This window comes from Dactylosporangium sp. CA-139114, assembly GCF_050955725.1.
Taxonomy (GTDB): domain Bacteria; phylum Actinomycetota; class Actinomycetes; order Mycobacteriales; family Micromonosporaceae; genus Dactylosporangium.
Genome location: NZ_CP192080.1, coordinates 4,975,369 through 5,002,368, shown reverse-complemented (window position 1 = coordinate 5,002,368; position 27,000 = coordinate 4,975,369). Strand labels below are relative to the sequence as shown.

At 74.5% G+C, this 27,000-nt stretch carries 1 protein-coding gene; it reads right to left on the bottom strand.

Annotated elements, in window-relative coordinates; translation table 11 throughout:
- Positions 1–27,000 carry a type I polyketide synthase gene (locus ACQP2P_RS22430; protein WP_433619211.1) on the bottom strand — a complete coding sequence of 9,000 codons (27,000 nt, stop codon included), beginning with the start codon at positions 26,998–27,000 and terminating at the stop codon, positions 1–3.

Below are 27,000 nucleotides of genomic sequence, written 5' to 3'. Positions count from 1 at the left end.
TCAGCGCCCGAGCTGGCGGTTGATGAAGTCGAACAACTCGTCGTCGGTCGCATTCTGCAATTGCTCCGGCTCATTGTTCGTTTCCGAAACAGCGCGCGTGTCGCTCCATTTCGAAATAAAGGCCTGCATTTGTACGAGCAGTTTCTGCTTCGTCAGCGGGTCGGCGGCGCCACCGGCGAAGACGGCCTCGACCCGCTCCAGCGCGGTCAGGACCGGCTCGGTCACCGCCTCCGGACCGGCGATGAGCAGGCCCCGCAGGTGCTGGGCGAGCGCGAGCGGCGTCGGGTAGTCGAACACGACGCTCGCGCCGAGCTCGACCCCGGTGTCGGCGCGCAGCCGGTTGCGCAGCTCGACGGCGGTCATCGAGTCGAACCCGGCCTCGCGGAACGCCCGGGTCGCGGTGAAGTCGCCGTCGCCCTGGTGCCCCAGCACGGCGGCGGCCCGGCCGATGACGAGCTGGACGAGGTGCGCGTCCTGCTCGGCGACGGGCAGCGGGGTGAGGCGCTCCCGCAGCCGGTTGGCCACGTCGTCGCGCACGGCCGCGTCGGCCTCGGCCGCGGCCCGCCGCAGCTGCTGGACCTCCGGCAGGTCGTCGATCAGCGCCCAGGGCCCGACGTTCGCCACGATCCGGTCCCAGTGGATGTCGGCCACGATCGCCCGCGCGCCGCCCTGGGCGAGGACGTCGCCGAGCGCGGGCAGCCGCGAGCCGTCCCAGGTGTCCCAGGCGATCGCCGTGGCCGCGGTGCCGTCGGCCGCGGCGCGCTCGGCCACGGCCCCCAGGTAGGCGTCGGCGACCGCCTGGGCGGCCCCTTCGCCGGCGCCCCAGATCCCCGCCATCGAGGTGAACAGGGCGAGGGTCTGCAGCGGCCGGCCGGCGACGGCCTTGCGGAGCTGGTCGATGGGGCCGGTGGCCGCCTGGACCCCGGCGGCGAGGGCCGCGACGGTGAGCTCGGCGAGCGGGGTGGCGGGGGCGCGCCCGGCGATGTGGAACGCGGCCGTGATCGGCTCGGCGGCGTCCTCGATGCCGACGACCCGGGCTCCCCGGTCGGTGAGCCAGCGGGTGGTCTGCTCGGCGAGGGCACCGGTGGCGCCGGTGACGAGGGTGGTGTCGCGCGGCTCGTACGTGCCCGTCGCCGTGGTCTCGGCGGTGCGGGTCAACCGTCGCGTGTGGACGGTGCCGGGCCGGATCGCGGTGTGCTCCCGGTCCGAGGTGAGGGTCCGGGCGAGCCGGGCGATGGCCTCGGCATCGAGCTCGCCGGGCAGGTCGATGAGGCCGCGGTAGCGGTGCGGCTGTTCGACGGCGGCGACGTGACCGAGGCCCCAGGTGGTGGCCTGGTCGGCGTCGGGTGCCCGGTCGCCGGGGCCGGTCTGGACGGCCTGCCGGGTGCAGAGCCAGACGGCGACGGGCCGCTGGAGGAGTTCGAGGTTGGCGGCGAGGCCCCGGGTCAGGTTGGGGTAGTCGGGGTGGGTCGCGGTGTCGAGCGCGAGGAGGGAGACGACGGCGGTCGGCTCGAAGTCACCGAGCGCGGCTTCGAGGTCGGTCGTGGTCTCGGCCGCGGCGCCGTGCTCCCGCAGGCCCTTGGCGACCTGCTCGGCCGTGTCGGTGGTGGCCGCGGTGTGCACGAGCAGCCAGCGGTGCCCGGTGGCGTCGGCGTGCTCGACCTCGTGCACGACCGGCCAGGTGATGTCGTAGCGCCACTGCCTCGTCTGTTCGCGGCTGCGCATCCGGTCCAGCGCGGGCAGGACCTCCCGGAGCGGCTGGTCGGCGTCGAGGCCCTGCAGCAGCTGCCAGAGACCGTCGTCGGCGCCGACGGGCTTGACGGTGGGCCAGAACCGCTGGTGCTGGAACGGGTACGTGGGCAGCTCCGGCAGCCGCTCGCCCGGCTTGAGGATCCGCTCCCACGGCATCGCGACGCCGTGCGCGTGCAGGCGCCCCAGTGCCTCGGCGATGGTCGACCCGGCCCGCATGACCGGGACGGCGACGACCTCGTCGGCGTCGAGCATCGGGGTCAGCACCGCGTCCGGCCCGATCTCCAGGAACGTGTCCGCCCCCTGCCCCCGCACGAACGTGACCGCGTCGGCGAACCGCACCGTGTCCCGGGCGTGCCGCACCCAGTACTCGGCGTCGAACTCCGTGATCAGCTCGCCGGTCACCGTGGACACGATCGGAATTCGCGGAGGCTGGAAGGTGATGGTCCGCAGGACATCGGCGAACTCGTCGAGCATCGGGTCCATCAGCGCCGAGTGGAACGCGTGCGAGACCGTCAGCCGCTTGGTCCGGAACGGCAGCTCCAAGGCGTCGATCACCTCGGCCGGCCCGGACAGCACGATCGACTCCGGCCCGTTCACCGCCGCTACCGACACCCCCTCCGGCAGCGAATCAGGATGCCCACCGACCGCGAGCATCGCCCCACCGGCGGGCAGCGCCTGCATGAGCCGCCCACGCGCCGACACCAGCCGGCACGCGTCTTCGAGGGACAGTACCCCGGCCACATACGCCGCCGCGATCTCGCCGACCGAGTGCCCCATCATCCACGCGACCGGGACACCCCACGACCGCAGCAACTCCGCCGTCGCGATCTCGACCACGAACAGCGCCGCCTGCGTGAACACCGTCTGCGTCAACCGCTCACCATCGGCGAACATCACCGACAGCAAGCCCTCCGGCAACAGCGCACACGCACGATCGACCACCTCGGCGAACACCGGGAACGCCTCATACAGCTCGCGGCCCATCCCGGCCCGCTGCGCCCCCTGGCCCGAGAACATCCAGACCAGCCCGGCGCGCTCGCCGGATCTGGTCCCCTCGATCGATCGCAGCCCGGTCACGAGCTCGGCCCGGTCGCGGCCCGTGACCGCCGCCCGGGCACCCAGGTGCGAACGGTGGACCGCCAGCTCCCAGGCCGGGTCGGCACCGGAGGTCTCGGCCCAGTCGGCGAGCTGCGCGGCCCGGGCCTTCAGCCCGGCGGCGTCCGGCGCCGAGACCAGCCACACGCCCTCGACGGTTCCGCCCGTCGGAGCCGGCACCTCGGCCACGGCCGGGGCCGGGGGCGCCTCCAGGATGGTGTGCGCGTTGGTGCCCGAGATGCCGAACGACGACACCGCGGCGCGGCGCGGGCGACCGTGCTCCGGCCACGCCCGCGACTCCCGCAGCACCGACACCGCCCCGGCCGACCAGTCCACGTGCGGGGTCGGCTCGTCGGCGTGGAGCGTCTTGGGCAGCACGCCGTGCTCCAGAGCCTTCACCATCTTGATGACCCCGGCGACACCGGCCGCGGCCTGGGTGTGGCCGATGTTCGACTTCACCGACCCGATCCACAACGGCTCCCCACGGTCCCGGCCGTAGGTGGCGATCAGCGCCTGAGCCTCGATCGGGTCACCGAGCCTCGTGCCGGTGCCGTGGGCCTCGACGGCGTCGATGTCGTGCGGTTCGAGGCCGGCGTTGGCGAGCGCCTGGCGGATGACCCGCTGCTGCGCCGGGCCGTTCGGGGCCGTCAGACCGTTCGAGGCGCCGTCCTGGTTGACCGCGGAGCCGGCCACCACCGCGAGGATCGGGTGCCCGTTGCGCCGCGCGTCCGACAGGCGTTCCACGAGCAGGACGCCGACGCCCTCGCCCCAGCCGGTGCCGTCCGCGCCCGCGCCGAAGGACTTGCAGCGCCCGTCGCCGGCGAGGCCGCCCTGCGCATCGAACTCCAGGAACGCCCCCGGCGTCGACATCACCGTCACACCACCGGCCAGAGCCAGGTCGCACTCCCCGGTCCGCAGCGCCTGCGCCGCCAGGTGCAGCCCCACCAGCGACGACGAACACGCGGTGTCCACCGTGACCGCCGGGCCCTGCAGCCCGAACCAGTACGCCAGCCGCCCCGACACCACCGACGCCGAGTTCCCCGTCGCCTGATAGCCACCGACCTCGGCCCCGGCACCCAGCAGCAGCGTCCCGTAGTCCTGGCCGTTCGTCCCCATGAACACACCGGTCAGCGAACCCTTGAGCCCGTCCACCGGCACCCCGGCGCCCTCGAACACCTCCCAGCAGACCTCCAGCAGCAACCGCTGCTGCGGATCCAAAGCCAGGGCCTCGCGCGGCGAGATGCCGAAGAACCCGGCATCGAAGCCGGTCGCGCCGTCGAGGAATCCGCCGACCCGGGCGAAGTCGCCGCCCAGCGACTCCCAGCCGCGGTCGACGGGGAACCCGCCCATGGCGTCGCGGCCGGTGTCGACGAGGTTCCACAGGTCGTCGGCGGTGTTGACGCCGCCCGGGAAGCGGCAGCCCATGCCGACGATGACGATCGGGTCGCCGTCCGTCTCGGCCTGGGCGCGCACCCGGACGGTGTCGTCGGCGTCGCCGGCGAGGAAGTCGGCCAGCTCCGCGACCGACGGGTGGTCGAACACGACCGTCGAGGACAGCTCCACCCCGCACAACCGCGCCAACCGGTCCCGCAGCTCCACCGCGGCCAGCGAATCGAACCCCAACTCCCGGAACGGCCGCCGAACCCCCACCCCATCCACCCCGGCATGCCCCAGCACCGCCGCGACCTCACGCCGGACCACACCCACCAACTCGTCCCGCGACCGCCGCACCACCACCGCCGACGACACCGGCGCCTCGACCGGCGCCACCACGTCGAACAGGCCGCCGGCGCCGACCGAGCGGAAGACCCCGGCGAGCACGCGCCAGTCGGCGTCGACGACGGTCACGTTGGTGAGGTCGTGCTCGATGGCGTGGCCGAGGGCGGCGACGGCGGTGTCCGGGTGCATGGCGGTCAGGCCGCGGCGGGCCAGGTGCTGGCGGGTCTCGGCGTCGGCCATGCCCTCGTCGGCCCAGGGGCCCCACGCGATGCAGGTGCCGGCCAGGCCACGGTGGCGCCGGTGCTGGGCGAGCGCGTCGAGGTAGGCGTTGGCGGCGCTGTAGGCGGCCTGCCCGGCGCCGCCCCAGACGCCGGCGATCGAGCCGAAGAGGATGAACGCGTCCAGGGGGGTGTCGCCGAGCAGCTCGTCCAGGTGGGCGGCGCCGGCGGCCTTGGCGGCCATGGCCGCGCGGACGGCCTCGGCGTCGGTGTCGAGCAGCGCCTCGGCGTGGCTGACGCCGGCGGCGTGGACGACGACGGACAGGGGCGGCCGGTCGGCGAGCCCGGCGAGCAGGTCGGCGACGGCGTCGCGCCGGCTGATGTCACAGGCGGCGAAGGTGACGGCGGCGCCCAGGGCCGTGAGCTCGTCGCGCAGCTCGGCGGCGCCGGGGGCGTGCTCGCCGCGGCGGCTGGTCAGCACGAGGTGCTCCGCGCCGTGCTCGGCGGCCCAGCGGGCGACCCGGGCGCCCAGGCCGCCGGTTCCGCCGGTGATGAGGACCGTGCCGCTGGGCCGCCAGTGCTCGCGGACGACCGGTCCGGCGGTGATCGGGGCCGGGACGAGGCGCGGCTCGAGGAGTCCGGAGGGCCGCACGGCGATCTGGCCGGCGCGCCGGTCGGCGGCGATCGCGGCGCCCACGAGTGCCGCCGCCCGCTCGTCGAGGTCGGGCCGCACGTCGATGAGGCCGCCCCACAGCGCCGGGTGCTCCAGGCCGACGGCGCGGCCGAGCCCCCAGACGGCCGCCGCCTCGGGGTCCACGGCGTGGTCGTCGGGGCCGGTGGCGACGGCCTGCTCGGTCACGCACCACACCGGCGCCTGGAGGCCGGCCCGGTGCAGGGCCTGGATCAGGGTGAGGACGCCGTCGAGGCCGAGGAGGCACACGACACCGGCGAGGGGCTCCGCGCCGAGGTCGACCGCCGGGCCGAGGACCAGGCGCGTCACGTCGGCCCCCTGCGCGGCGAGGGCGCCGGCGATCGCGTCACCGTGGCCCGGCGACGGCTCGACCACCAGCCAGCGGCCGCTCAGGGTGGCGGACGGCGGGGTGGGCCGCGGCGTCCACTCGACGCGGTAGGACCACGAGTCCAGGGTCTTGCCCCGGCCGCGGGCGTGCCGCCAGGAGGAGAGCGCGGGCACGAGCGTGTCGAGCGAGGCCCGGGTGTGCTCGCCGAGCTGCGCGACGAGCTCGCCGATGTCGGCGCGGTCGACGGCGGACCAGAAGGAGGCGTCCTCGACGGCGACGGGCTTCGGGGCGGGCTCGGGCCAGAACCGTTGCCGCTGGAAGGCGTAGTTCGGCAGTCCGACGAGCCGCCCGCCGGTGAAGGTGGTGCTCCAGTCGATGTCGACCCCGGCGACGAACAGCTCGGCGACGGCCCGCAGCAGCGTCTCGGGCTCGTCGCGGTTGCGCCGCAGCGAGGTCACCACGACGGCGTCCTGTCCGTGCAGGTGCGGGGCGAGGATGGCGTCGGGCCCGACCTCGACGAAGGTGTCGACCCCTTCGGCGCGCATCGCGGCCACATTGTCGGCGAACAACACCGTCCCACGCACATGCCGAACCCAATAGTCCGCGTCGAACTCCGTGATCAGCCCACCGGTCACGTTCGAGACGATCGGAATCTGCGGCGGATGGAACGTGACCGTGTCGAGGACCGCGCGGAACTCGGCCAGCATCGGCTCCATCAACGCGCTGTGGAACGCATGCGACACCCGCAGCCGGCTCGTCCGCACCCCCGGGAACTCCGGCAGCAGCTCGGCAGGACCGGACAGCACCCACGCGTTCGGCCCATTGATCGCGGCAATCGAGACGCCCTCAGGCACGTTCTCGACCGGAGCCCCGACCGCGAGCATCCCGCCACCCGGCGGCAACGCCTGCATCAACCGAGCCCGGGCCGCCACCACCCTGCACGCATCTTCCAGGGACCACACCCCGGCCACGTAGGCCGCGACCAGCTCACCGATCGAATGCCCGCCGACCACCGACGGACGCAGACCCCACGCCTGCAACTGCTCGTACAGGGCCACCTCGATGGCGAACAGCGCCGGCTGGGTGATCTCGGTTTCGTCGATCCGCTCGTCCGGGAGGTCGCCGAAGTGGGAGCGAACCTCGGCATGGACCCGGTTGAACACCGGGAAGTCCAGACCGGCACCCATCCCCGCCCGCTGCGCGCCCTGACCCGAGAACAGCACCCCGACCCGGCGGGCCGTGGCGACACCCGCCACCGTCTCACTCGGCAGCAGCACCATGCGGTGGTCGAACCGGGCCCGGGACAACAACGAACGACCCGTGTCCGCCCCCGGGGTCAGACGCTCGGCATACGCCCGAGCCGCCTCCGCCGAGCGCGCCGACACGACGAGCGGCACCAGGGAGGAGGACTCGACCGGCTCGGGTGCGGGCTCCTCGAACGCTTCCAGGATCACGTGGGCGTTGGTGCCGCTGATCCCGAACGAGGAGATACCGGCGCGGCGCGGGTGGCCGTTGCGCTGCCACGGCTGGGGCTCGGTGAGCAGGGACACGGCCCCGGCCGACCAGTCGACGTGCGGGGTGGGTTCGTCCACGTGGAGGGTCCGCGGCAGCTCGCCGTGGCGCATGGCGAGGATCATCTTGATGATGCCCGCGGCACCGGCGGCGGCCTGGGTGTGGCCGATGTTCGACTTGATGGAGCCGAGCCAGAGCGGCTTTTCGCGGTCCTGGCCGTAGGTGGCCAGGAGGGCCTGGGCCTCGATCGGGTCGCCGAGCGTGGTGCCGGTGCCGTGCGCCTCGACCGCGTCCACGTCGGACGGCTTGAGGCCGGCGCCGGCGAGGGCCTGGCGGATGACCCGCTGCTGCGAGGGGCCGTTCGGGGCCGTCAGCCCGTTCGACGCGCCGTCCTGGTTGACCGCGCTCCCCCGCACGACGGCGAGGACCGGGTGCCCGTTGCGCCGCGCGTCCGACAGACGCTCCACCAGCAGCACGCCGACGCCCTCGGACCAGCCCGTGCCGTCCGCGGCGCCCGCGAACGACTTGCAGCGCCCGTCCTCGGACAGCCCGCGCTGCTTCGTGAACTCCACGAACGCGCCGGGCGTGGCCATGACCGTCACGCCGCCGGCGAGGGCGAGGTCGCACTCCCCCTGGCGCAGCGCCTGCGCGGCCAGGTGCAGGGCGACCAGCGAGGACGAGCACGCGGTGTCGACGGTGACGGCGGGACCTTCGAAGCCGAAGGTGTACGCCACCCGGCCGGACACCACGCTGCCGGAGTTGCCGGTGCCCAGGTACCCCTCGACGCTGGACTGGGCGTCGACGAGCTGGTTGACGTAGTCGTGGTACATCACGCCCGCGAACACCCCGGTGCGGGAGCCGCGCAGGCCGGCCGGGTCGAGCCCGGCGGACTCGAAGACCTCCCACGAGGTCTCGAGCAGCAGCCGCTGCTGCGGATCCATGGCGAGCGCCTCGCGCGGGCTGATGCCGAAGAACTCGGCGTCGAACAGGGCCGCGTCGTAGAGGAAGCCGCCGCGACCCGTGGAGCTGCCACCGTCGCGCAGGAACTCCAGGTCCCAGCCACGGTCGGCCGGGAACGCGCCGATGCCGTCGCCGCCGGTGCGCAGCAGGTTCCAGAGGCCCTCGGGGTCCTGGACGCCGCCCGGGTAGCGGCAGGCCATGCCGATGATCACGATCGGGTCGTCGTCCACCTTCGTCCGGATGGCGGCGACGGGCCCGGCCTCGGCCCCGGCGATCTGGTCGAACACGAACCCGGCCAGCAGCAGCGGGTTCGGGTAGTCGAACACCACCGTCGCCGGCAGCTGGAGCCCAGTCGCGGTCATCAGCCGGTTGCGCAGGTCGATCGCGGCCAAAGAATCGAACCCGACATCCCGGAACGCCCGGTCCAGCACCACCTGCTCCGGACCCGCATACCCCAGCACCGCCCCCACATGCCCCCGGACCAGCCCCACGACCACCGCACGAGCCTCGTCCCGCGACATCCCCGCCAGCCGGGCCGCGAAACCACCACCCACACCCGCCGACACCGCCCGCCGCGCCGAACGCCCGACCAGCGGCCGCAACACATCCGGCACCACGACCAGATCCCGCAGCGCCGCCATGTCGAACCGCGCCGCGACCACCAACTCCGCGGTTGAGCGCAGGGCCGCGCCGAGCAGTTCGAGGCCGGAGTCGACGTCCAGGGCGGACGCCTTGGAGCGTGCGAGGTCGGCGCCCATGCCGAGGTCCCACTGCCCCCAGGCGATCGACTGCGCGGGGAGCCCGAGCGCGCGCCGGTGGGCGGCGAGCCCGTCGAGGAACGTGTTGCCCGCGGCGTACGCGGCCTGGCCGGGGTTGCCCACGATGCCGGCGAGGGAGGAGAACAGCACGAACATGCGCAGCGGACGGTCGAGGGTCGCCTCGTGCAGCCACCACGCGCCCGCGACCTTCGGGGCGAGCACCCGGTTGAGCCGCTCGGGGGTCAGGCCCGTGAACACCCCGTCGTCCAGGACGCCGGCGGCGTGCACGACACCGACGAGGTCCGGGATTCCGGCGACCAGTTCCCGTACCGCATCCCGATCCGTGACATCGCAGGCGACGACCCGGGCGCCGGGCACCTCGCCGCCGCGCCGGCCGACGAGCACCACCTCGGCGACGCCGCACACGTCCACCAGCCAGCGGGCCACGACCCGGCCCAGCGCACCCAGGCCGCCCGTGACCAGCACCGTGCCGCCGGCGAGGTCCACGGCACCGGACGGCGTCGAGGACCGCACGAGGCCCGGCACGAGCACCGCGCCGTCGCGGACCGTGGCCTCGGCGATGCCGGCCGCGACCACGCCACCGAGCAGCTCCGGCGACGCGTCGCCGCGGACGAGGACGATCTGCCCCGGGTGCTCCGCGGCCGCCACGCGCAGCAGACCCCACACGGCGGCCGCGCCGAGGTCATCCGGCTCCGCGACGACGACCAGGCGGCCCGGCTCGGCCAGCACCCGGCCCGCGACCGACAGCGCCTCGCCGACCAGCGCCGGCACCGCGTCGGGGACGGTACCGTCCGTCGTCGGCACCCGCCAGACGGTGACGTCCTGCGGCAGCGGCGCCGGGGTGACCTGGCGCGGCTGCCAGTCCAGCTCGTACAGCGGGCGCCGCGCGGAGCCGCCGGCCGCGAGCTCGCGCAGCACCACCCGGTCGATGGAGACGACGGGCCGCCCGGACTCGTCGATGCCGGCGATCTCGAAGCCGGTCTCGGCGTCGCCGCGGACCCGGACCCGCAGGAGCGCGGCCCCCGACGCGTGCACCCGGACGCCGCCGAAGACGAACGGCAGCCCGGCGGCGGGGTCGAGGAACCCGATCGGGTGCAGGGCCGCGTCCAGCAGGGCGGGATGGATCCCGTAGGAGCCGGCCGCGTCCGCCGCCGGGCCGTGCAGGGCGATCTCGGCGTAGATCTCGCCGACCGCGCCGCGCCACGCCCGCCGGAGCCCCTGGAAGACGGGTCCGTAAGTGACCGTGCCGGGCTCGTACCAGTCCCCGCCCGCGATCTCGGTCGCGTCGGCGGGCGGCCAGGCGAAGGAAGCGCCCGGGTGTTCCGAGCCGCCGAGGGTGCCCTCGGCGTGGCGGGTCCACTCGTCGCCGTCGTCCTGGCGGGAGTACACCGTGACGGTCTCGGCCACGTGGATCTGCACCGTGACCCCGCCGGTCGGCGGCAGGACCAGCGGCGCGAGGAGCGTCAGCTCGTCGAGGACGGCCGCGCCGACCTCGTCCCCGGCCCGCACCACCATCTCGACCAGCGCGGCGCCGGGCAGGACGACGGCGCCGCCGACGGTGTGGTCGGCGAGCCAGGGGTGGGTGGCGAGCGACAGGCGGCCGGTCACGATCACGTGGTCGTCGCCGGGCGCGCGGACGATGGCGGCGAGCAGCGGGTGCCCGGCCACGCCGAGCCCGGCGCCGGAGAGGTCGCCGACGGCCGCGTTCTCCAGCCAGTAGCGCCGCCGCTGGAAGGCGTAGGTCGGCAGCTCGACGACGCGGCCGCCGGTGAAGGTGGTGCTCCAGTCGATGTCGACCCCGGCGACGAACAGCTCGGCGACGGCCCGCAGCAGCGTCTCGGACTCGTCGCGGTTCCGCCGCAGCGACGCGACGACCACGGCATCGTCCCCGTGCAGGTGCGGCGCGAGGATGGCGTCGGGCCCGACCTCGACGAACGTGTCGACACCCTCGGCGCGCATCGCGGCCACATTGTCGGCGAACAACACCGTGCCCCGCACGTGCCGCACCCAGTAGTCGGCGTCGAACTCCGTGATCAGCCCACCGGTCACGTTGGAGACGATCGGAATCTGCGGCGCATGGAACGTGACCGTGTCGAGGACCGCGCGGAACTCCTCCAGCATCGGCTCCATCAACGCGCTGTGGAACGCATGCGACACCCGCAGCCGACTCGTCCGGACACCAGGGAACTCCGGCAGCAGCTCGGCCGGACCCGACAACACCCACGCGTTCGGCCCGTTGATCGCAGCCACCGAAACGCCCTCGGGCACGTCCTCAACCGCAGCGCCGACCGCGAGCATCCCGCCACCCGGCGGCAACGCCTGCATCAACCGAGCCCGCGCCGCCACCACCTTGCAGGCGTCCTCAAGCGACCACACACCGGCCACATAGGCCGCGACCAGCTCGCCGATCGAGTGACCGCCGACGACCGATGGCCGCAGACCCCAGGCCTTCAACTGCTCATACAACGCGACTTCGATCGCGAACAACGCCGGCTGCGTGACCTCCGTGTCGTCGATCCGCTCGTCCGGCAGCGCACCGAAATGGGACCGCACCTCGGCGTACACCCGGTTGAACACCGGGAAGTCCAGACCGGCGCCCATCCCGGCCCGCTGGGCGCCCTGGCCCGAGAACACCACGCCGACCCGGCGGGCCGTGGCGACACCGACCACCGGTTCGCCCGGCAACAGCACCATGCGGTGATCGAACCGGGCGCGGGACAGCAGCGAACGACCGGTGTCCGCCCCCGGGATCAGACGATCGGCATAGGCACGAGCCGCCTGCGCCGAACGCGCCGACACCACCAGCGGCACCAGCGCGGACGACTCCACCGGCTCCGGGGCCGGCTGCTCGACCGCCTCCAGGATCACGTGGGCATTCGTGCCGCTGATGCCGAACGACGACACGGCCGCCCGGCGGGGGTGCCCGTTGACCGGCCACGCCTGCGGCTCGGTCAGCAGCGACACGGCCCCGGCCGACCAGTCGACGTGCGGGGTCGGCTCGTCCACGTGCAGGGTCCGGGGCAGCTCGCCGTGGCGCATGGCGAGGACCATCTTGATCACACCCGCGACGCCCGCCGCGGCCTGCGTGTGGCCGATGTTCGACTTGACCGAGCCGAGCCACAGCGGCCGGTCGCGGTCCTGCCCGTAGGTCGCGAGGACGGCCTGGGCCTCGATCGGATCGCCGAGCCGGGTGCCCGTGCCGTGCGCCTCGACCGCGTCCACGTCCGACGGGTTCAGCCCCGCGCCGGCCAAGGCCTGCCGGATCACCCGCTGCTGCGAGGGACCGTTCGGAGCCGTCAGACCGTTCGACGCGCCGTCCTGGTTCACGGCGGAGCCCCGCACGACCGCCAGGATCGGGTGGCCGAGGCGCTTCGCGTCCGACAGTCGCTCGACGAGGAGCACGCCGACACCCTCGGACCAGCCCGTGCCGTCCGCCGCCCCCGCGAACGACTTGCACCGCCCGTCCGACGCGAGCCCCTGCTGCCGCGTGAAGTCCACGAACGTGCCCGGCGTCGCCATCACCGTCACACCACCGGCCAGGGCCAGATCGCACTCCCCCTGCCGCAGCGCCTGCGCCGCCAGGTGCAGGGCGACCAGCGACGACGAGCACGCGGTGTCGACGGTGACGGCGGGACCTTCGAAGCCGAAGGTGTACGCCACCCGGCCGGACGCCACGCTGCCGGAGTTGCCGGTGCCCAGGTACCCCTCGACGCCGGAGGGAATGTCCATGGGCCGCGAGGCGTAGTCGTGGTACATCACGCCCGCGAACACGCCGGTGCGGGAGCCGCGCAGCTCGACCGGGTTCAGCCCGGCGGACTCGAACGCCTCCCACGAGGTCTCGAGCAGCAGCCGCTGCTGCGGGTCCATGGCCAGGGCCTCGCGCGGGCTGATGCCGAAGAACTCCGGGTCGAACAGGGCCGCGTCGTAGAGGAAGCCGCCCTGCTGGGTCGAGCTCGCCCCGCTGCGCAGCCCGTCGAGGTCCCAGCCGCGGTCGGCGGGGAACGCGCCGATGCCGTCCCCGCCCGCGTGCAGCAGATCCCACAGGCCGGCCGGGTTCTCGACGCCGCCCGGGTAGCGGCAGGCCATGCCGACGATGACGACCGGGTCGCCGTCGACGGCTCGGCGAAGGGCCACCGTCTCGTCCAAATCGCCCCCGGCGATCTGGTCGAACACGAACGCGGCCAGCAGCAGCGGGTTCGGGTAGTCGAACACCACCGTCGCCGGCAGCTGCAGACCCGTGGCCGACATGAGCCGGTTGCGCAGGTCGATCGCGGCCAAAGAATCGAACCCGACATCCCGGAACGCCCGGTCCAGCACCACCTGCTCCGGACCCGCATACCCCAGCACCGCCCCGACATGCCCCCGGACCAGCCCCACGACCACCGCACGAGCCTCGTCCCGCGACATCCCCGCCAGCCGGGCCGCGAAACCACCACCCACACCCGCCGACACCGCCCGCCGCGCCGAACGCCCGACCAGCGGCCGCAACACATCCGGCACCACGACCAGATCCCGCAGCGCCGCCATGTCGAACCGCGCCGCGACCACCAACTCCGCAGTTGAGCGCAGGGCCGCGCCGAGCATCCCGAGCCCCGTCTCGGCGTCCAGGGCGGCGCCCTTGGACCGCGCGAGATCGGCGCCCATGCCGAGGTCCCAGAGCCCCCACGCGATCGAGACCGCGGGGAGCCCGAGCGCGCGCCGATGGGCGGCGAGCCCGTCGAGGAACGTGTTGCCCGCGGCGTACGCGGCCTGGCCCGGGTTGCCCACGATGCCCGCGATCGAGGAGAACAGCACGAACAGCTCGAGGTTCCGGTCGAGGGTCGCCTCGTGCAGCCACCACGCCCCGGCCACCTTCGGCGCCAGCACCCGGCTCACCCGCTCCGGCGTCAACCCCGTGAACACCCCGTCATCCAGCACCCCCGCCGCATGCACGACACCGACCAGGTCCGGAAGGCCCGCCACCAACTCGAAAACCGCACCCCGATCGGTCACATCACACGCCACCACCCGAGCCCCGGGCACCTCACCACCACGCCGCCCGACCAGCACCACCTCACCCGCACCACACACGTCCACCAGCCAGCGGGCCACGACCCGGCCCAGCGCACCCAACCCACCCGTAACCAGCACCGTGCCGCCCGCGAGGTCCACGGCACCGGACGGCGACGCAGACCGCACCAGACCCGGCACCAGCACCACACCACCGCGAACCCGAACCTCACCGATCCCGGCCGCGACCACACCACCCAGCAACTCCGGCGACGCGTCCCCGTCCACCAGCACAACCTGGCCCGGGTGCTCCGCCGCCGCGACCCGCAGCAGACCCCACACCGCCGCCGCACCCAGATCATCCGGCTCCGCCACGACAACCAGCCGACCCGACTCGCCCAGCACCCGCCCCGCGACCGACAACGCCTCGCCGACCAACGCGTCCACGGCCCCGGGAACGGACGCGTCGCCGATCGGCGGCAGCGCCCAGACCGTGACCTCCGCGGGCAGGGGTGCCGGGGTGACGTGGCGGGGCTGCCAGCCCAGCTCGTACAGGGGCCGGCCGGCGGAGGGGCCGGCCGTGAGCTCGCGCAGCACGACGCGGTCGATGGACACGACCGGCTCGCCGGACTCGTCGACGGCGGCGACCTCGAAGCCGGTGGCGGCGTCGCCGCGGACCCGCACGCGCAGGGCCGTGGCGCCGGTCGCGTGGACGCGGACGCCACCGAACACGAACGGCAGCCCGGCCGCGGGGTCAAGCAGGCCGATCGGGTGCAGGGCGGCGTCGAGCAGGGCCGGGTGGACCGCGAACGCGTCGGTGGCGAGGCCGTCGACGGCGACCTCGGCGTACACCTCGTGCTCGCCGCGCCAGAGGCGGCGCAGGCCCTGGAACGCGGGGCCGTAGGCGATGGGCGAGCGGGCGTACCAGTCGTCGAGGGGCACCTCCGTGGCGCCGGTCGGCGGCCAGGCGAACGTCGGGGCGGGCATCGGGGCGGACATGGTCGCGTCGCCGAAGGTGCCCTCGGCGTGGCGCGTCCAGTCGGTGTCGTCGTCCTGGCGGGCGTAGACGGTGACGTGGGAGCCGACGTGGATCTGCACGGTGACGCCGCCGGTCGGCGGCAGGACCAGCGGCGCGAGGAGGGTCAGCTCCTCCAGGGCGGCCGCGCCGACCTCGTCGCCGGCCCGCACCACCATCTCGGCCAGCGCGGTGCCCGGGACGACGACCGCGCCCCCGACCACGTGGTCGGCGAGCCAGGGCTGGGCCGCGAGCGACAGCCGGCCGGTGAGCAGGACGCCGCCGTCGCCCGCCATGGAGACGACCGCGCCGAGCAGGGGGTGGCCGGTCGCGGACAGCCCGACGCCGGAGACGTCGCCGATCAGGTCGGCGGATGCGAGCCAGTACCGCTCGTGCTGGAACGCGTACGTGGGCAGCGGGACGACCCGGCGGCCGGGGCCGAACACGGCGCGCCAGTCGATGTCGACGCCGGCCACGAAGAGCTGGGCCGCGGCCCGCAGCAGCGACTCCGGCTCGTCGCGGTTGCGCCGCAGGGCTGCGACGACGGCGTCGTCTGCGTGCAGGTGCGGGGCGAGGATGGCGTCGGGCCCGACCTCGACGAACGTGTCGACACCCTCGGCGCGCATCGCGGCCACATTGTCCGCGAACAGCACCGTGCCGCGGACGTGCCGGACCCAGTAGTCGGCGTCGAACTCGGTGATGAGGCCGCCGGTGACGTTGGAGGCGATGGGGATCTGCGGCGGGTTGAAGGTGACGGTGTCGAGGACCGCGCGGAACTCCTCCAGCATCGGCTCCATCAACGCGCTGTGGAACGCATGCGACACCCGCAGCCGACTCGTCCGCACCCCCGGGAAATCGGGCAGCAGTTCGGCGGGACCGGATAGTACCCACGCGTTCGGCCCGTTGATCGCGGCGACCGAGACACCCTCGGGCACGGCCTCGACCGGAGCGCCGACCGCGAGCATCCCGCCACCCGGCGGCAGGGCCTGCATCAGCCGAGCCCGGGCCGCCACCACCTTGCACGCATCTTCCAGTGACCAGACTCCGGCCACGTAGGCCGCGACCAGCTCGCCGATCGAGTGACCACCGACCACCGAAGGCTGCAGACCCCACGCCCGCAACTGCTCGTACAGGGCCACCTCGATGGCGAACAGCGCCGGCTGCGTGATCTCGGTTTCGTCGATCCGCTCGTCCGGCAGCTCACCGAAGTGCGCACACACCTCGGCGTACACCCGCTGGAACACCGGGAAATCACGCAGCCCCGCACCCATGCCCGCCCGCTGGGCGCCCTGGCCCGAGAACAGGACCCCGACCCGGCGAGGCGCGGCGGTGCCCGTCACCGGCTCGCCGGGCAGCAGGACCATGCGGTGCTCGAAGCGAGACCTGGAGGCGACCAGCGAGTAGCCGACGTCGGACGGGCGCAGCTCGGGGTGCGCGTCGACGAAGGCCGACAGCCGGGCGGCCGCGGACCGGACGGACTCGGGGGTGCGGGCGGACAGGACGAATGGCACGATCGGCAGCTCGTCGGCGTCCTCGGACGGCGCCGGCTGCGGTGGGGCCTCGAGGACGATGTGGGCGTTGGTGCCGCTGATCCCGAACGACGACACGGCCGCGCGGCGGGGACGGTCGCCGGCCGGCCAGGCGTGTGCCTCGGTGAGCAGGGACACCGCGCCGGCGGTCCAGTCGACGTGCGGGGTGGGTTCGTCCACGTGCAGCGTCCGCGGCATGAGGCCGTGCCGCATGGCCATGATGGTCTTGATGATGCCGGCGGCGCCCGCGGCGGCCTGGGTGTGGCCGATGTTCGACTTGATGGAGCCGAGCCACAGCGGCCGGTCGCGGTTCTGGCCGTAGGTGGCCAGGAGGGCCTGGGCCTCGATCGGGTCGCCGAGGGTCGTGCCGGTGCCGTGGGCCTCGACCAGGTCCACGTCGGACGGGTTCAGCCCGGCGCCGGCGAGGGCCTGGCGGATGACCCGCTGCTGCGAGGGGCCGTTCGGGGCCGTCAGCCCGTTCGACGCGCCGTCCTGGTTGACGGCGCTTCCCCGCACGACGGCGAGGATCGGGTGGCCGAGGCGCTGGGCATCCGACAGTCGCTCGACGAGGAGGACGCCGACGCCCTCGGACCAGCCCGTGCCGTCCGCGGCGCCCGCGAACGACTTGCACCGCCCGTCCGAGGCGAGCCCCTGCTGCCGCGTGAAGTCCACGAACGTGCCCGGCGTCGCCATGACGGTCACACCACCGGCGAGCGCCAGGTCGCACTCGCCCTGCCGCAGCGCCTGCGCGGCGAGGTGCAGCGCCACCAGCGACGACGAGCACGCCGTGTCGACGGTGACCGCCGGGCCTTCGAAGCCGAACGTGTACGCCACCCGGCCGGAGAGGATGCTGCCGGAGTTGCCGGTGCCGATGTATCCCTCGACGCCGGAGGGGACGTCCAGGGGGCGGGAGGCGTAGTCGTGGTACATGACGCCGGCGAAGACGCCGGTGCGGGAGCCGCGCAGGGTGGCCGGTTCCAGGCCCGCCGACTCGAACGCCTCCCACGAGGTTTCGAGCAGCAGCCGCTGCTGCGGGTCCATGGCGAGGGCCTCGCGCGGGCTGATGCCGAAGAACTCCGGGTCGAACAGGGCCGCGTCGTAGAGGAAGCCGCCCTGCTGGGTCGAGCTCGCCCCGCTGCGCAGCCCGTCGAGGTCCCAGCCGCGGTCGGCGGGGAACTGGCCGATGCCGTCGCCGCCGGTGCGGACCAGGTCCCACAGGCCGTCGGGGTCGAGGATGCCGCCGGGGTAGCGGCAGGCCATGCCGACGATGACGACCGGGTCGTCGCCGGTGCGGCTCCGGACGCGGATGGGCCGGTCGTGGGCGGGCTCGGCGCCGGCGACCTGGTCGAAGATGTACCCGGCCAGCAGCAACGGGTTCGGGTAGTCGAAGACGACGGTAGCCGGCAGCGGCAGGCCCGTGGCCGACGTCAGCCGGTTGCGCAGGTCGACCGCGGCGAGGGAGTCGAACCCGACGTCCCGGAACGCCCGGTCGAGGACGACCTGTTCGGGGCCGGCGTAGCCGAGCACGACGCCGACCAGCCCGCGGACGAGGTCGACGACCGCCTCGCGGGCCTGGTCGCGGGAGAGGCCCGCGAGCCGGGCCGCCCATCCGCCGGCCGCGGCGGCGGTCACCGCCCGCCGGGCGACCCGCCCGACGATCGGCCGCAGCACCTCGGGAACGCCGACGAGGTCGCGCAGCGCGGCGACGTCGAACCGGGCCGCGACCCGCAGGCCGTCGTGCCCGCGCAGCGCCTCGCCGAGCAGGCCCAGGCCGGTCTGGGTGTCGAGCGCCATGACGCCGGTCCGGGCGAGCTCGCTGCCCATGCCGAGGTCCCACAGGCCCCACGCGATCGACAGCGCGGGGAGTCCGAGCGCGGCGCGGTGCGCGGCGAGCCCGTCGAGGAACGTGTTGCCCGCGGCGTACGCGGCCTGGCCCGGGTTGCCGACGATGCCGGCGATCGAGGAGAACGTCACGAACATCCGCAGCGGCCGGTCGAGGGTCGCCTCGTGCAGCCACCACGCGCCCGCGACCTTCGGCGCCAGCACCGGGTTCACCCGCTGCGGCGTCAGGCCCGTGAACACGCCGTCGGCGAGGACGCCGGCCGCGTGCACGACCCCGACCAGGTCGGGGATGCCGGCCACCAGCTCGAAGACCGCGCTGCGGTCGGTGACGTCGCAGGCCACGACCCGGGCGCCGGGGACCTCCCCGCCGCGCCGCCCGACGAGCACCACCTCACCCGCGCCGCACACGTCCACGAGCCAGCGCGCCACGACCCGGCCCAGGGCACCGAGCCCGCCGGTGACCAGCACCGTGCCACCGGTCAGGTCAACGGCGCCGGACGGCGACGAGGCGCGCACCAGACCCGGCACCAGCACCGCACCGTCGCGAACCCGGACCTCGCCGAGGCCGGCCGCGACCACGCCGCCCAGCAGCTCGGGCGCGGCGTCGCCGTCGACGAGCACGATGCGGCCCGGGTGCTCGGCCGCCGCCACGCGCAGGAGCCCTTGCACCGCCGCCGCGCCCAGGTCGCCGGGCTGCGCCACCGCGACCAGGCGCCCGGACTCACCGAGGACCCGGCTCGCCACCGACAGCGCCTCGGCGACGAGCGCCTCGACCGCCCCGGGGACGTCGCCGTCGCCCAGCGCGGGCACCGCCCAGACGGTGACGTCGTCGGGCAGGTCCGCCGCAGCGACCTGACGGGGCTGCCAGCCCACCTCGTAGAGGGAGGAGCGCCCGGGGGCGGTGCCGGCGGTGAACTCGCGCAGCACGACGCGGTCGATCGACACGACGGGCTGGCCGGACTCGTCGACGGCGGCGATGCGGAAGCCGGCGGTGGTGTCGCCGTGGACCCGCACGCGCAGGGCCGTGGCGCCGGTGGCGTGGATCCGCACGCCGCCGAAGACGAAGGGCAGCCAGGCGCCGCCGACGTCCTCGCCGCGGTCCGCGAACCCGATCGCCTGCAGTGCCGCGTCGAGCAGTGCGGGGTGCAGACCGAACGCCCCCGCGGTGTCGGCGGTCTTGCCCTCCAGCGCGACCTCGGCGAACACGTCGCCGTCGTCGTCGCGCCAGACCCGCCGCAGGCCCTGGAAGACGGGGCCGTAGGCGATGGGCGAGCGGGCGTACCAGTCGGCGACGGGCAGCTCGTCGGCGTCGGCCGGCGGCCAGGCGAAGGAGTCGCCGGGCCGGTCGGCGGTGCCGAGGGCGCCCTCGGCGTGCAGGGTCCACTCGTCGCCGTCGTCCAGGCGGGAGTACACGGCGACGGAGGAGCCCACGTGGATCTGCACCGTCACGCCGCCGTGGGGCGGCACGACGAGCGGGGCCACCAGCGACAGCTCGTCGAGCACGAGCGCGCCGACCTCGTCACCGGCCCGCACCACCATCTCGACCAGCGCGGTGCCGGGCACGACCACGGCCCCGCCGACGACGTGGTCGGCGAGCCAGGGCTGCGCGCCGAGCGAGAGCCGCCCGGTGACGACCACGCCGCCGTCGCCGGCCACGCGCACGACCGCGCCGAGCAGCGGGTGGCCGATGACGCCGAGCCCGGCCCCGGAGACGTCGCCGACGGCGGGGGCGTCGACCCAGTACCGCTCCCGCTGGAACGCATAGGTCGGCAGCCCGACGACCCGTCCGCCGGTGAACGTGGTGCTCCAGTCGATGTCGACCCCGGCGACGAACAGCTCGGCGACGGCCCGCAGCAGCGTCTCCGGCTCGTCCCGGTTCCGCCGCAACGTACCAACCACCACGGCGTCATCGGCCGGCAGATGCGGCACGAGAATCGCGTCCGGCCCGACCTCCACGAAGGTGTCGACACCCTCGGCACGCATCGCGGCCACATTGTCCGCGAACAACACCGTCCCACGAACGTGCCGCACCCAATACTCCGCGTCGAACTCCGCGATCAACCCACCGGTCACGTTGGAGACGATCGGAATCTGCGGCGGGTTGAAGGTGACGGTGTCGAGGACCGCGCGGAACTCGTCCAGCATCGGCTCCATCAACGCGCTGTGGAACGCATGCGACACCCGCAGCCGACTCGTCCGCGCCCCGGGGAACTCGGGCAACAACTCCGCGGGACCGGACAGGACCCACGCGTTCGGCCCGTTGATCGCAGCCACCGACACGCCCTCAGGCACGTCCTCGACCGCAGCGCCGACCGCCAGCATCCCGCCACCCGGCGGCAGGGCCTGCATCAACCTCGCCCGGGCCGCGACCACCTTGCACGCATCTTCCAGCGACCACACACCGGCCACATACGCCGCGACCAGCTCGCCGATCGAATGCCCACCAACGACAGCGGGCCGCAAGCCCCAGGCCTGCAACTGCTCGTAGAGGGCGACTTCGATCGCGAACAGCGCCGGCTGGGTGATCTCCGTGTCGTCGATCCGCTCGTCCGGCAGCTCACCGAAGTGCCCGCGCACCTCGGCATAGACCCGGTTGAACACCGGGAAGTCCAGACCCGCACCCATCCCCGCCCGCTGCGCGCCCTGACCCGAGAACAGCACACCAACACGGCGCGCCGTGGCAACACCCGCCACCGTCTCACCCGGCAGCACCACCAGCCGGTGATCGAACCGAGCGCGGGACAGCAGCGAACGAGCCGTGTCCGCCCCCGGGATCAGACGCTCGGCATACGCACGAGCCGCCTGCGCCGAACGCGCCGACACCACCAACGGCACCAGCGAAGAGGATTCGACCGGCTCGACAGGCGGCTCCTCGACCGACTCCAGGATCACGTGGGCGTTCGTGCCGCTGATGCCGAACGACGACACCGCCGCTCGCCGGGGACGGTCCACGGACGGCCACGACCGGGCCTCGGTGAGCAGGGACACGGCCCCGGCCGACCAGTCGACGTGCGGGGTCGGCTCGTCCACGTGGAGGGTCCGCGGCAGCACGCCGTGCCGCATCGCGAGGACCATCTTGATCACACCCGCCGCGCCCGCGGCGGCCTGGGTGTGGCCGATGTTCGACTTGATCGAGCCGAGCCAGAGCGGCTGTTCGCGGTCCTGGCCGTAGGTGGCCAGCAGCGCCTGGGCCTCGATCGGGTCGCCGAGGCGGGTGCCGGTGCCGTGCGCCTCGACCGCGTCCACGTCGGACGGGTTCAGGCCCGCGGTGGCGAGGGCCTGGCGGATGACCCGCTGCTGCGACGGGCCGTTCGGGGCCGTGAGCCCGTTGCTGGCGCCGTCCTGGTTGACCGCGGAGCCGGCGACCACCGCGAGCACCCGGTGGCCGAGCCGCCGCGCGTCCGACAGCCGCTCCACGAGCAGCACGCCGACGCCCTCCGACCAGCCGGTGCCGTCCGCGGCCCCGGCGAAGGACTTGCAGCGCCCGTCGGAGGCGAGGCCCCGCTGCCGCGAGAACTCCACGAACGCGCCCGGCGTCGCCATCACCGTCACACCACCGGCGACGGCCAGGTCGCACTCCCCCTGCCGCAGCGACTGGGCGGCCAGGTGCAGCGCGACCAGCGAGGACGAGCAGGCGGTGTCGACGGTGACGGCCGGGCCTTCGAAGCCGAACGTGTATGCCACCCGCCCGGACACGACGCTGGTGGCGGTGCCGGTGAGCTGGTAGCCCTCGGTTCCGGCGCCGGTTCCGGGCGCGCCGTAGCCGGACGGGGAGACGCCGATGAAGACGCCGACGGGGTTGCCGCGCGACGCGGTCGGGTCGAGGCCGGCCGACTCGAAGACCTCCCAGGACGCCTCCAGCAGGAGCCGCTGCTGCGGGTCCATGGCCAGGGCCTCGCGCGGGCTGATGCCGAAGAAGGCGGCGTCGAAGTCGGTCGCGTCGTGGACGAAGCCGCCCTTGCGCGCGTACTCGTCGTCGCCGTCGAGCCGCTCCAGGTTCCAGGCCCGGTCGTCCGGGAAGTCCACGATGCCGTCGCCGCCGGCCAGCACGAGGTCCCAGAGCTCGTCGGGGTTCGTGACGTTTCCGGGGTACCGGCAGCTCATGCCGACGATCGCGATGCGCTCGTCCTCGGGGCGCGCCGCGGCGACCGGCCGGAGCCGCAGGTCCGACGCCTCGCCGAGCAGCCGCTCGCGGAGGTGTGCGGCGAGCGCGACCGGGTTCGGGTGGTCGAAGACGAGCGTGGTCGGCAGGCTGAGCTTCGTCGCCGCGTTGAGCCGGTTGCGCAGGTCGATCGCGGTGAGCGAGTCGAAGCCGAGCTCCTTGAAGGCCCGGCCCGCCTCGACCGCCTCGGCGCCGGCGTGCCCGAGGACGGCGGCGGCGTGGTCCCGGACGAGGTCGGTGAGCAGGCGGTCCTGTGCCGCCCGGTCGACGCCGAGCAGGCGCTGGCGCAGCTCCGCCGAGCCGGCCCCGGCCGGTTCCCCGGCCGTGGCCAGGGCGGCCCGGACGTCGTCGATGTCCTCGATGAGCGGGCGGGGCCGCGCGGACACGAACGCGGGCGCGAACTGGGCCCAGCGCACGTCGGCGACGGTCACGGCGGTGGCGTCCCGGCCGACGGCCCGGGCGAGCGCGGCCACGGCGAGGTCCGGGTCCATGGCGGCCAGGCCGCGGCGGCCCAGGTGCTCCTGGGCCTCGGCGGTCGCCATGCCGCCGTCGGCCCACGGCCCCCAGGAGACGCACGTCGCCCGCAGGCCGCGCGCCCGGCGGCTCGCGGCGAGCCCGTCGAGGGCCGCGTTCGCCGCGCTGTACGCGGCCTGGCCCCCGCTGCCCCACGTGCCCGCGATCGAGCCGAAGAGGACGAACGCGTCCAGCGGGGCGTCGCCGAGCAGCTCGTCGAGCCACCGGGCACCGTCGACCTTCGCGGCCATGACCTCGGCCAGCTCGCCCGGTTCGAGGTCGGCGAGGGGCTTGATGTGGCTCACGCCGGCGGCGTGCACGACGGCGGTGAGCATCGGCCGGTCGGCCAGCCCGGCGAGGAGCCGGACCACGTCGTCGCGGCGGCTGATGTCGCACGCGACGATCGAGACGCCCGCGCCGAGCGCCGCGAGCTCGTCGCGCAGCTCGGCGGCGCCCGGGGCCGCCTCGCCGCGCCGGCTGGTGAGCACCACGTGGGCGGCGCCGTTGCTGGCCGCCCACCGCGCCACCCGGGCGCCGAGGGCCCCGGTGCCGCCGGTGATGAGCACCGTGCCGGCCGGCCGCCACTCGGGCCGGCTGCCCGCGGCGGCCCGCACCAGCCGCCGGTGGAACGTCCCGGAGTCGCGGATCGCGACCTGGTCCTCGTGCCCGTCCCCGGTGAGCGCGTCGCCGGCGGCGGTCCATCCGCGTTCGTTCGGCTCCGTCGGGAGGTCGAGCAGGCCGCCCCACGCCCCCGGCCGCTCGAGCGCGATCGCCCGCCCGAGCCCCCAGACGGCGGCGGCGTCGACGTCCACGGCCGGATCACCGTCACCGACGGCCACGGCGCGCCGCGTGACGATCCACGTCGGGGTCTCGGGCCGCTCGTTGACGAGGGCGGCCACGTCCGCGGCCGACGGGGCCACACACACGATCCGCGCGTAGTCGCCGCCGGGCTCCCGGTCGACCAGCATGCCCCGCCGGGTCAGCTCGGCCTCGACGCGGTCCGCCAGGTCGGCGTCGTCCCCGGCCACGAGCAGCCACCGGCTGCCCTCGGGCACGGCCGCGCCCGTCGCCGCGGCGCCGCGGGCGGCCCACTCGACGCGGTAGGTCCAGGAGTCGATGGTCCGGCTCCGGACGCGGGTCTGCCGCCAGGAGCTCAGCGCCGGCAGCAGCACGTCCCACGAGGCGCGGGTGTGCTCGCCGAGCTGCGCGACGAGCTCGCCGACGTCGGAGCGGTCGACGGCGGCCCAGAACGAGGCGTCTTCGGCCTCGGAGGGCGCGGCGACGGTCGAGGGCCAGTAGCGCTCGCGCTGGAAGGCGTAGGTGGGCAGCGGGACGACCCGCCGCCCGTCGCCGAACAGGGCCCGCCAGTCGACGTCCACGCCGGCCACGAACAGCTCGGCGACGGCCCGCAGCAGCGTCTCCGGCTCGTCCCGGTTCCGCCGCAACGTGCCGACGACCACGGCGTCCTCGGCCGGCAGATGCGGCACCAGAATCGCGTCCGGCCCGACCTCCACGAAGGTGTCGACACCCTCGGCGCGCATGGCAGCCACATTGTCCGCGAACAACACCGTGCCCCGCACATGCCGCACCCAGTAGTCGGCATCGAACTCGGCGATAAGCCCACCGGTCACGTTGGAGACGATCGGAATCTGCGGCGGGTTGAAGGCGACGGTCTCGAGGACCGCCCGGAACTCCTCCAGCATCGGCTCCATCAGCGCGCTGTGGAACGCATGCGACACCCGCAGCCGACTCGTCCGAACACCCGGGAATTCAGGAAGCAATTCGGCCGGACCCGACAACACCCACGCGTTCGGCCCATTGATCGCGGCAACGGAGACGCCCTCGGGCACGTCCTCAACCGCAGCGCCGACCGCCAGCATCCCGCCACCCGGCGGCAACGCCTGCATCAACCTCGCCCGCGCCGCGACCACCTTGCACGCATCTTCGAGCGACCACACCCCGGCCACATACGCCGCGACCAGCTCACCGATGGAGTGCCCACCAACGACCGAAGGCTGCAGACCCCAGGCCTTCAACTGCTCGTACAGGGCGACTTCGATCGCGAACAACGCCGGCTGCGTGATCTCCGTGTCGTCGATCCGCTCGTCCGGCAGCGCACCGAAGTGGGAGCGCACCTCGGCGTAGACCCGGTTGAACACCGGGAAGTCGAGCGTGGAACCCATGCCGGCCCGCTGGGCGCCCTGGCCCGAGAACAGCACGCCGACCCGGCGCTGCGGGGCCGCGACGCCGACGACCGCGTCGGTCAGGTCGGACAGGCCGGCGAGGAGCCGGTCGCGGTCCGCGGCGAGCACCACGGCGCGGTGCTCCAGGGGCGAGCGCGACACCACCGAGGACCAGCCGAGGTCGGCGAGGGGCGCGGTCGTGTCGTCGCGCAGCCAGCTCGCCCACTTCGCCGCCTGGCCGGCGAGCCCCCGCTCGCCGCGCCCGGACAGGATCACCGGCACGGCGGGCAGGGCGAGGGTCTCGGCGGGCGGCTCCGCGGCCGGGACGGCCGGGGCCTGCTCGAGGATCGTGTGCGCGTTGGTGCCGCTCACCCCGAACGAGGAGACGGCGGCGCGGCGGGGGCGGTCGAGTGCGGGCCAGTCGCGGCCCTCGGTGAGCAGGGAGACGGCGCCGGCGGCCCAGTCGACGTGCGAGGTGGGCTCGTCCACGTGCAGGGTGCGGGGCAGGACGCCGTGGCGCATCGCCATGACCATCTTGATGATGCCGGCGACCCCGGCGGCGGCCTGGGTGTGGCCGATGTTCGACTTGATCGAGCCGAGCCAGAGCGGCTGCTCGCGGTCCTGGCCGTAGGTGGCCAGCAGCGCCTGGGCCTCGATCGGGTCGCCGAGGCGGGTGCCGGTGCCGTGCGCCTCGACGACGTCGACGTCGGCGGCGCTCAGCCCGGCGTTGGCGAGGGCCTGGCGGATGACGCGCTGCTGGGCGGGGCCGTTCGGGGCGGTGAGGCCGTTGGAGGCGCCGTCCTGGTTGATCGCGCTGCCCCGCACGACGGCGAGGACGGGGTGCCCGAGCCGCTGCGCGTCGGAGAGGCGCTCGACGAGCAGGAGGCCGACGCCCTCGGCCCAGCCCGTGCCGTCGGCGGACCCCGCGAACGAGCGGCACCGGCCGTCGCGGGCCAGGCCGTTCTGCCGCGAGAAGCCCACGAACGGGCCGGGCGTGGACATGATGGTGACGCCGCCGGCGAGGGCCAGGTCGAACTCGCCCTGCCGCAGCGCCTGGACGGCGAGGTGCAGCGCGACGAGCGAGGACGAGCAGGCGGTGTCGATGGTGACCGCGGGGCCCTCAAGACCGAGGGTGTAGGCGACGCGGCCGGACACGACGCTCGTCGCGCTGCCGGTCATGATGTAGCCCTCGTCGACGCCGTCGATGTCGCCGTCGGCGCCGAGGCCGTAGCCGGTGGCGGCGGTGCCGACGAAGACGCCGGTCTGGTGGCCGTTGACGGAGCCGGGTGCGATCCCGGCCGCCTCGAACGCCTCCCACGCCGTCTCCAGCAGCAGCCGCTGCTGCGGGTCCATGGCCAGGGCCTCGCGCGGGCTGATGCCGAAGAAGCCGGCGTCGAAGTCGGCGGCGTCGTACAGGAAGCCGCCCTGGTTCGTGTGCGACGTGCCGGCCTCGTCACCGCCGCCGGCCCGCAGCCCCTCCAGGTCCCAGCCGCGGTCGGCCGGGAACCCGCCGATGGCGTCTCCCTCGGCCGCGACGAGGTCCCACAGCTGCTGCGGGGTCGAGACGCCGCCCGGGTAGCGGCAGGCCATCCCGACGATCGCGATGGGCTCCCGGGACTTCGCGATGAGCTGCTGGTTGAGCTGCTTGAGGCGCCCGGCCTCCTTCAGCGACGCGCGAAGTGCTTCTACGACCTTGTCGTCCGGCTTGGACAT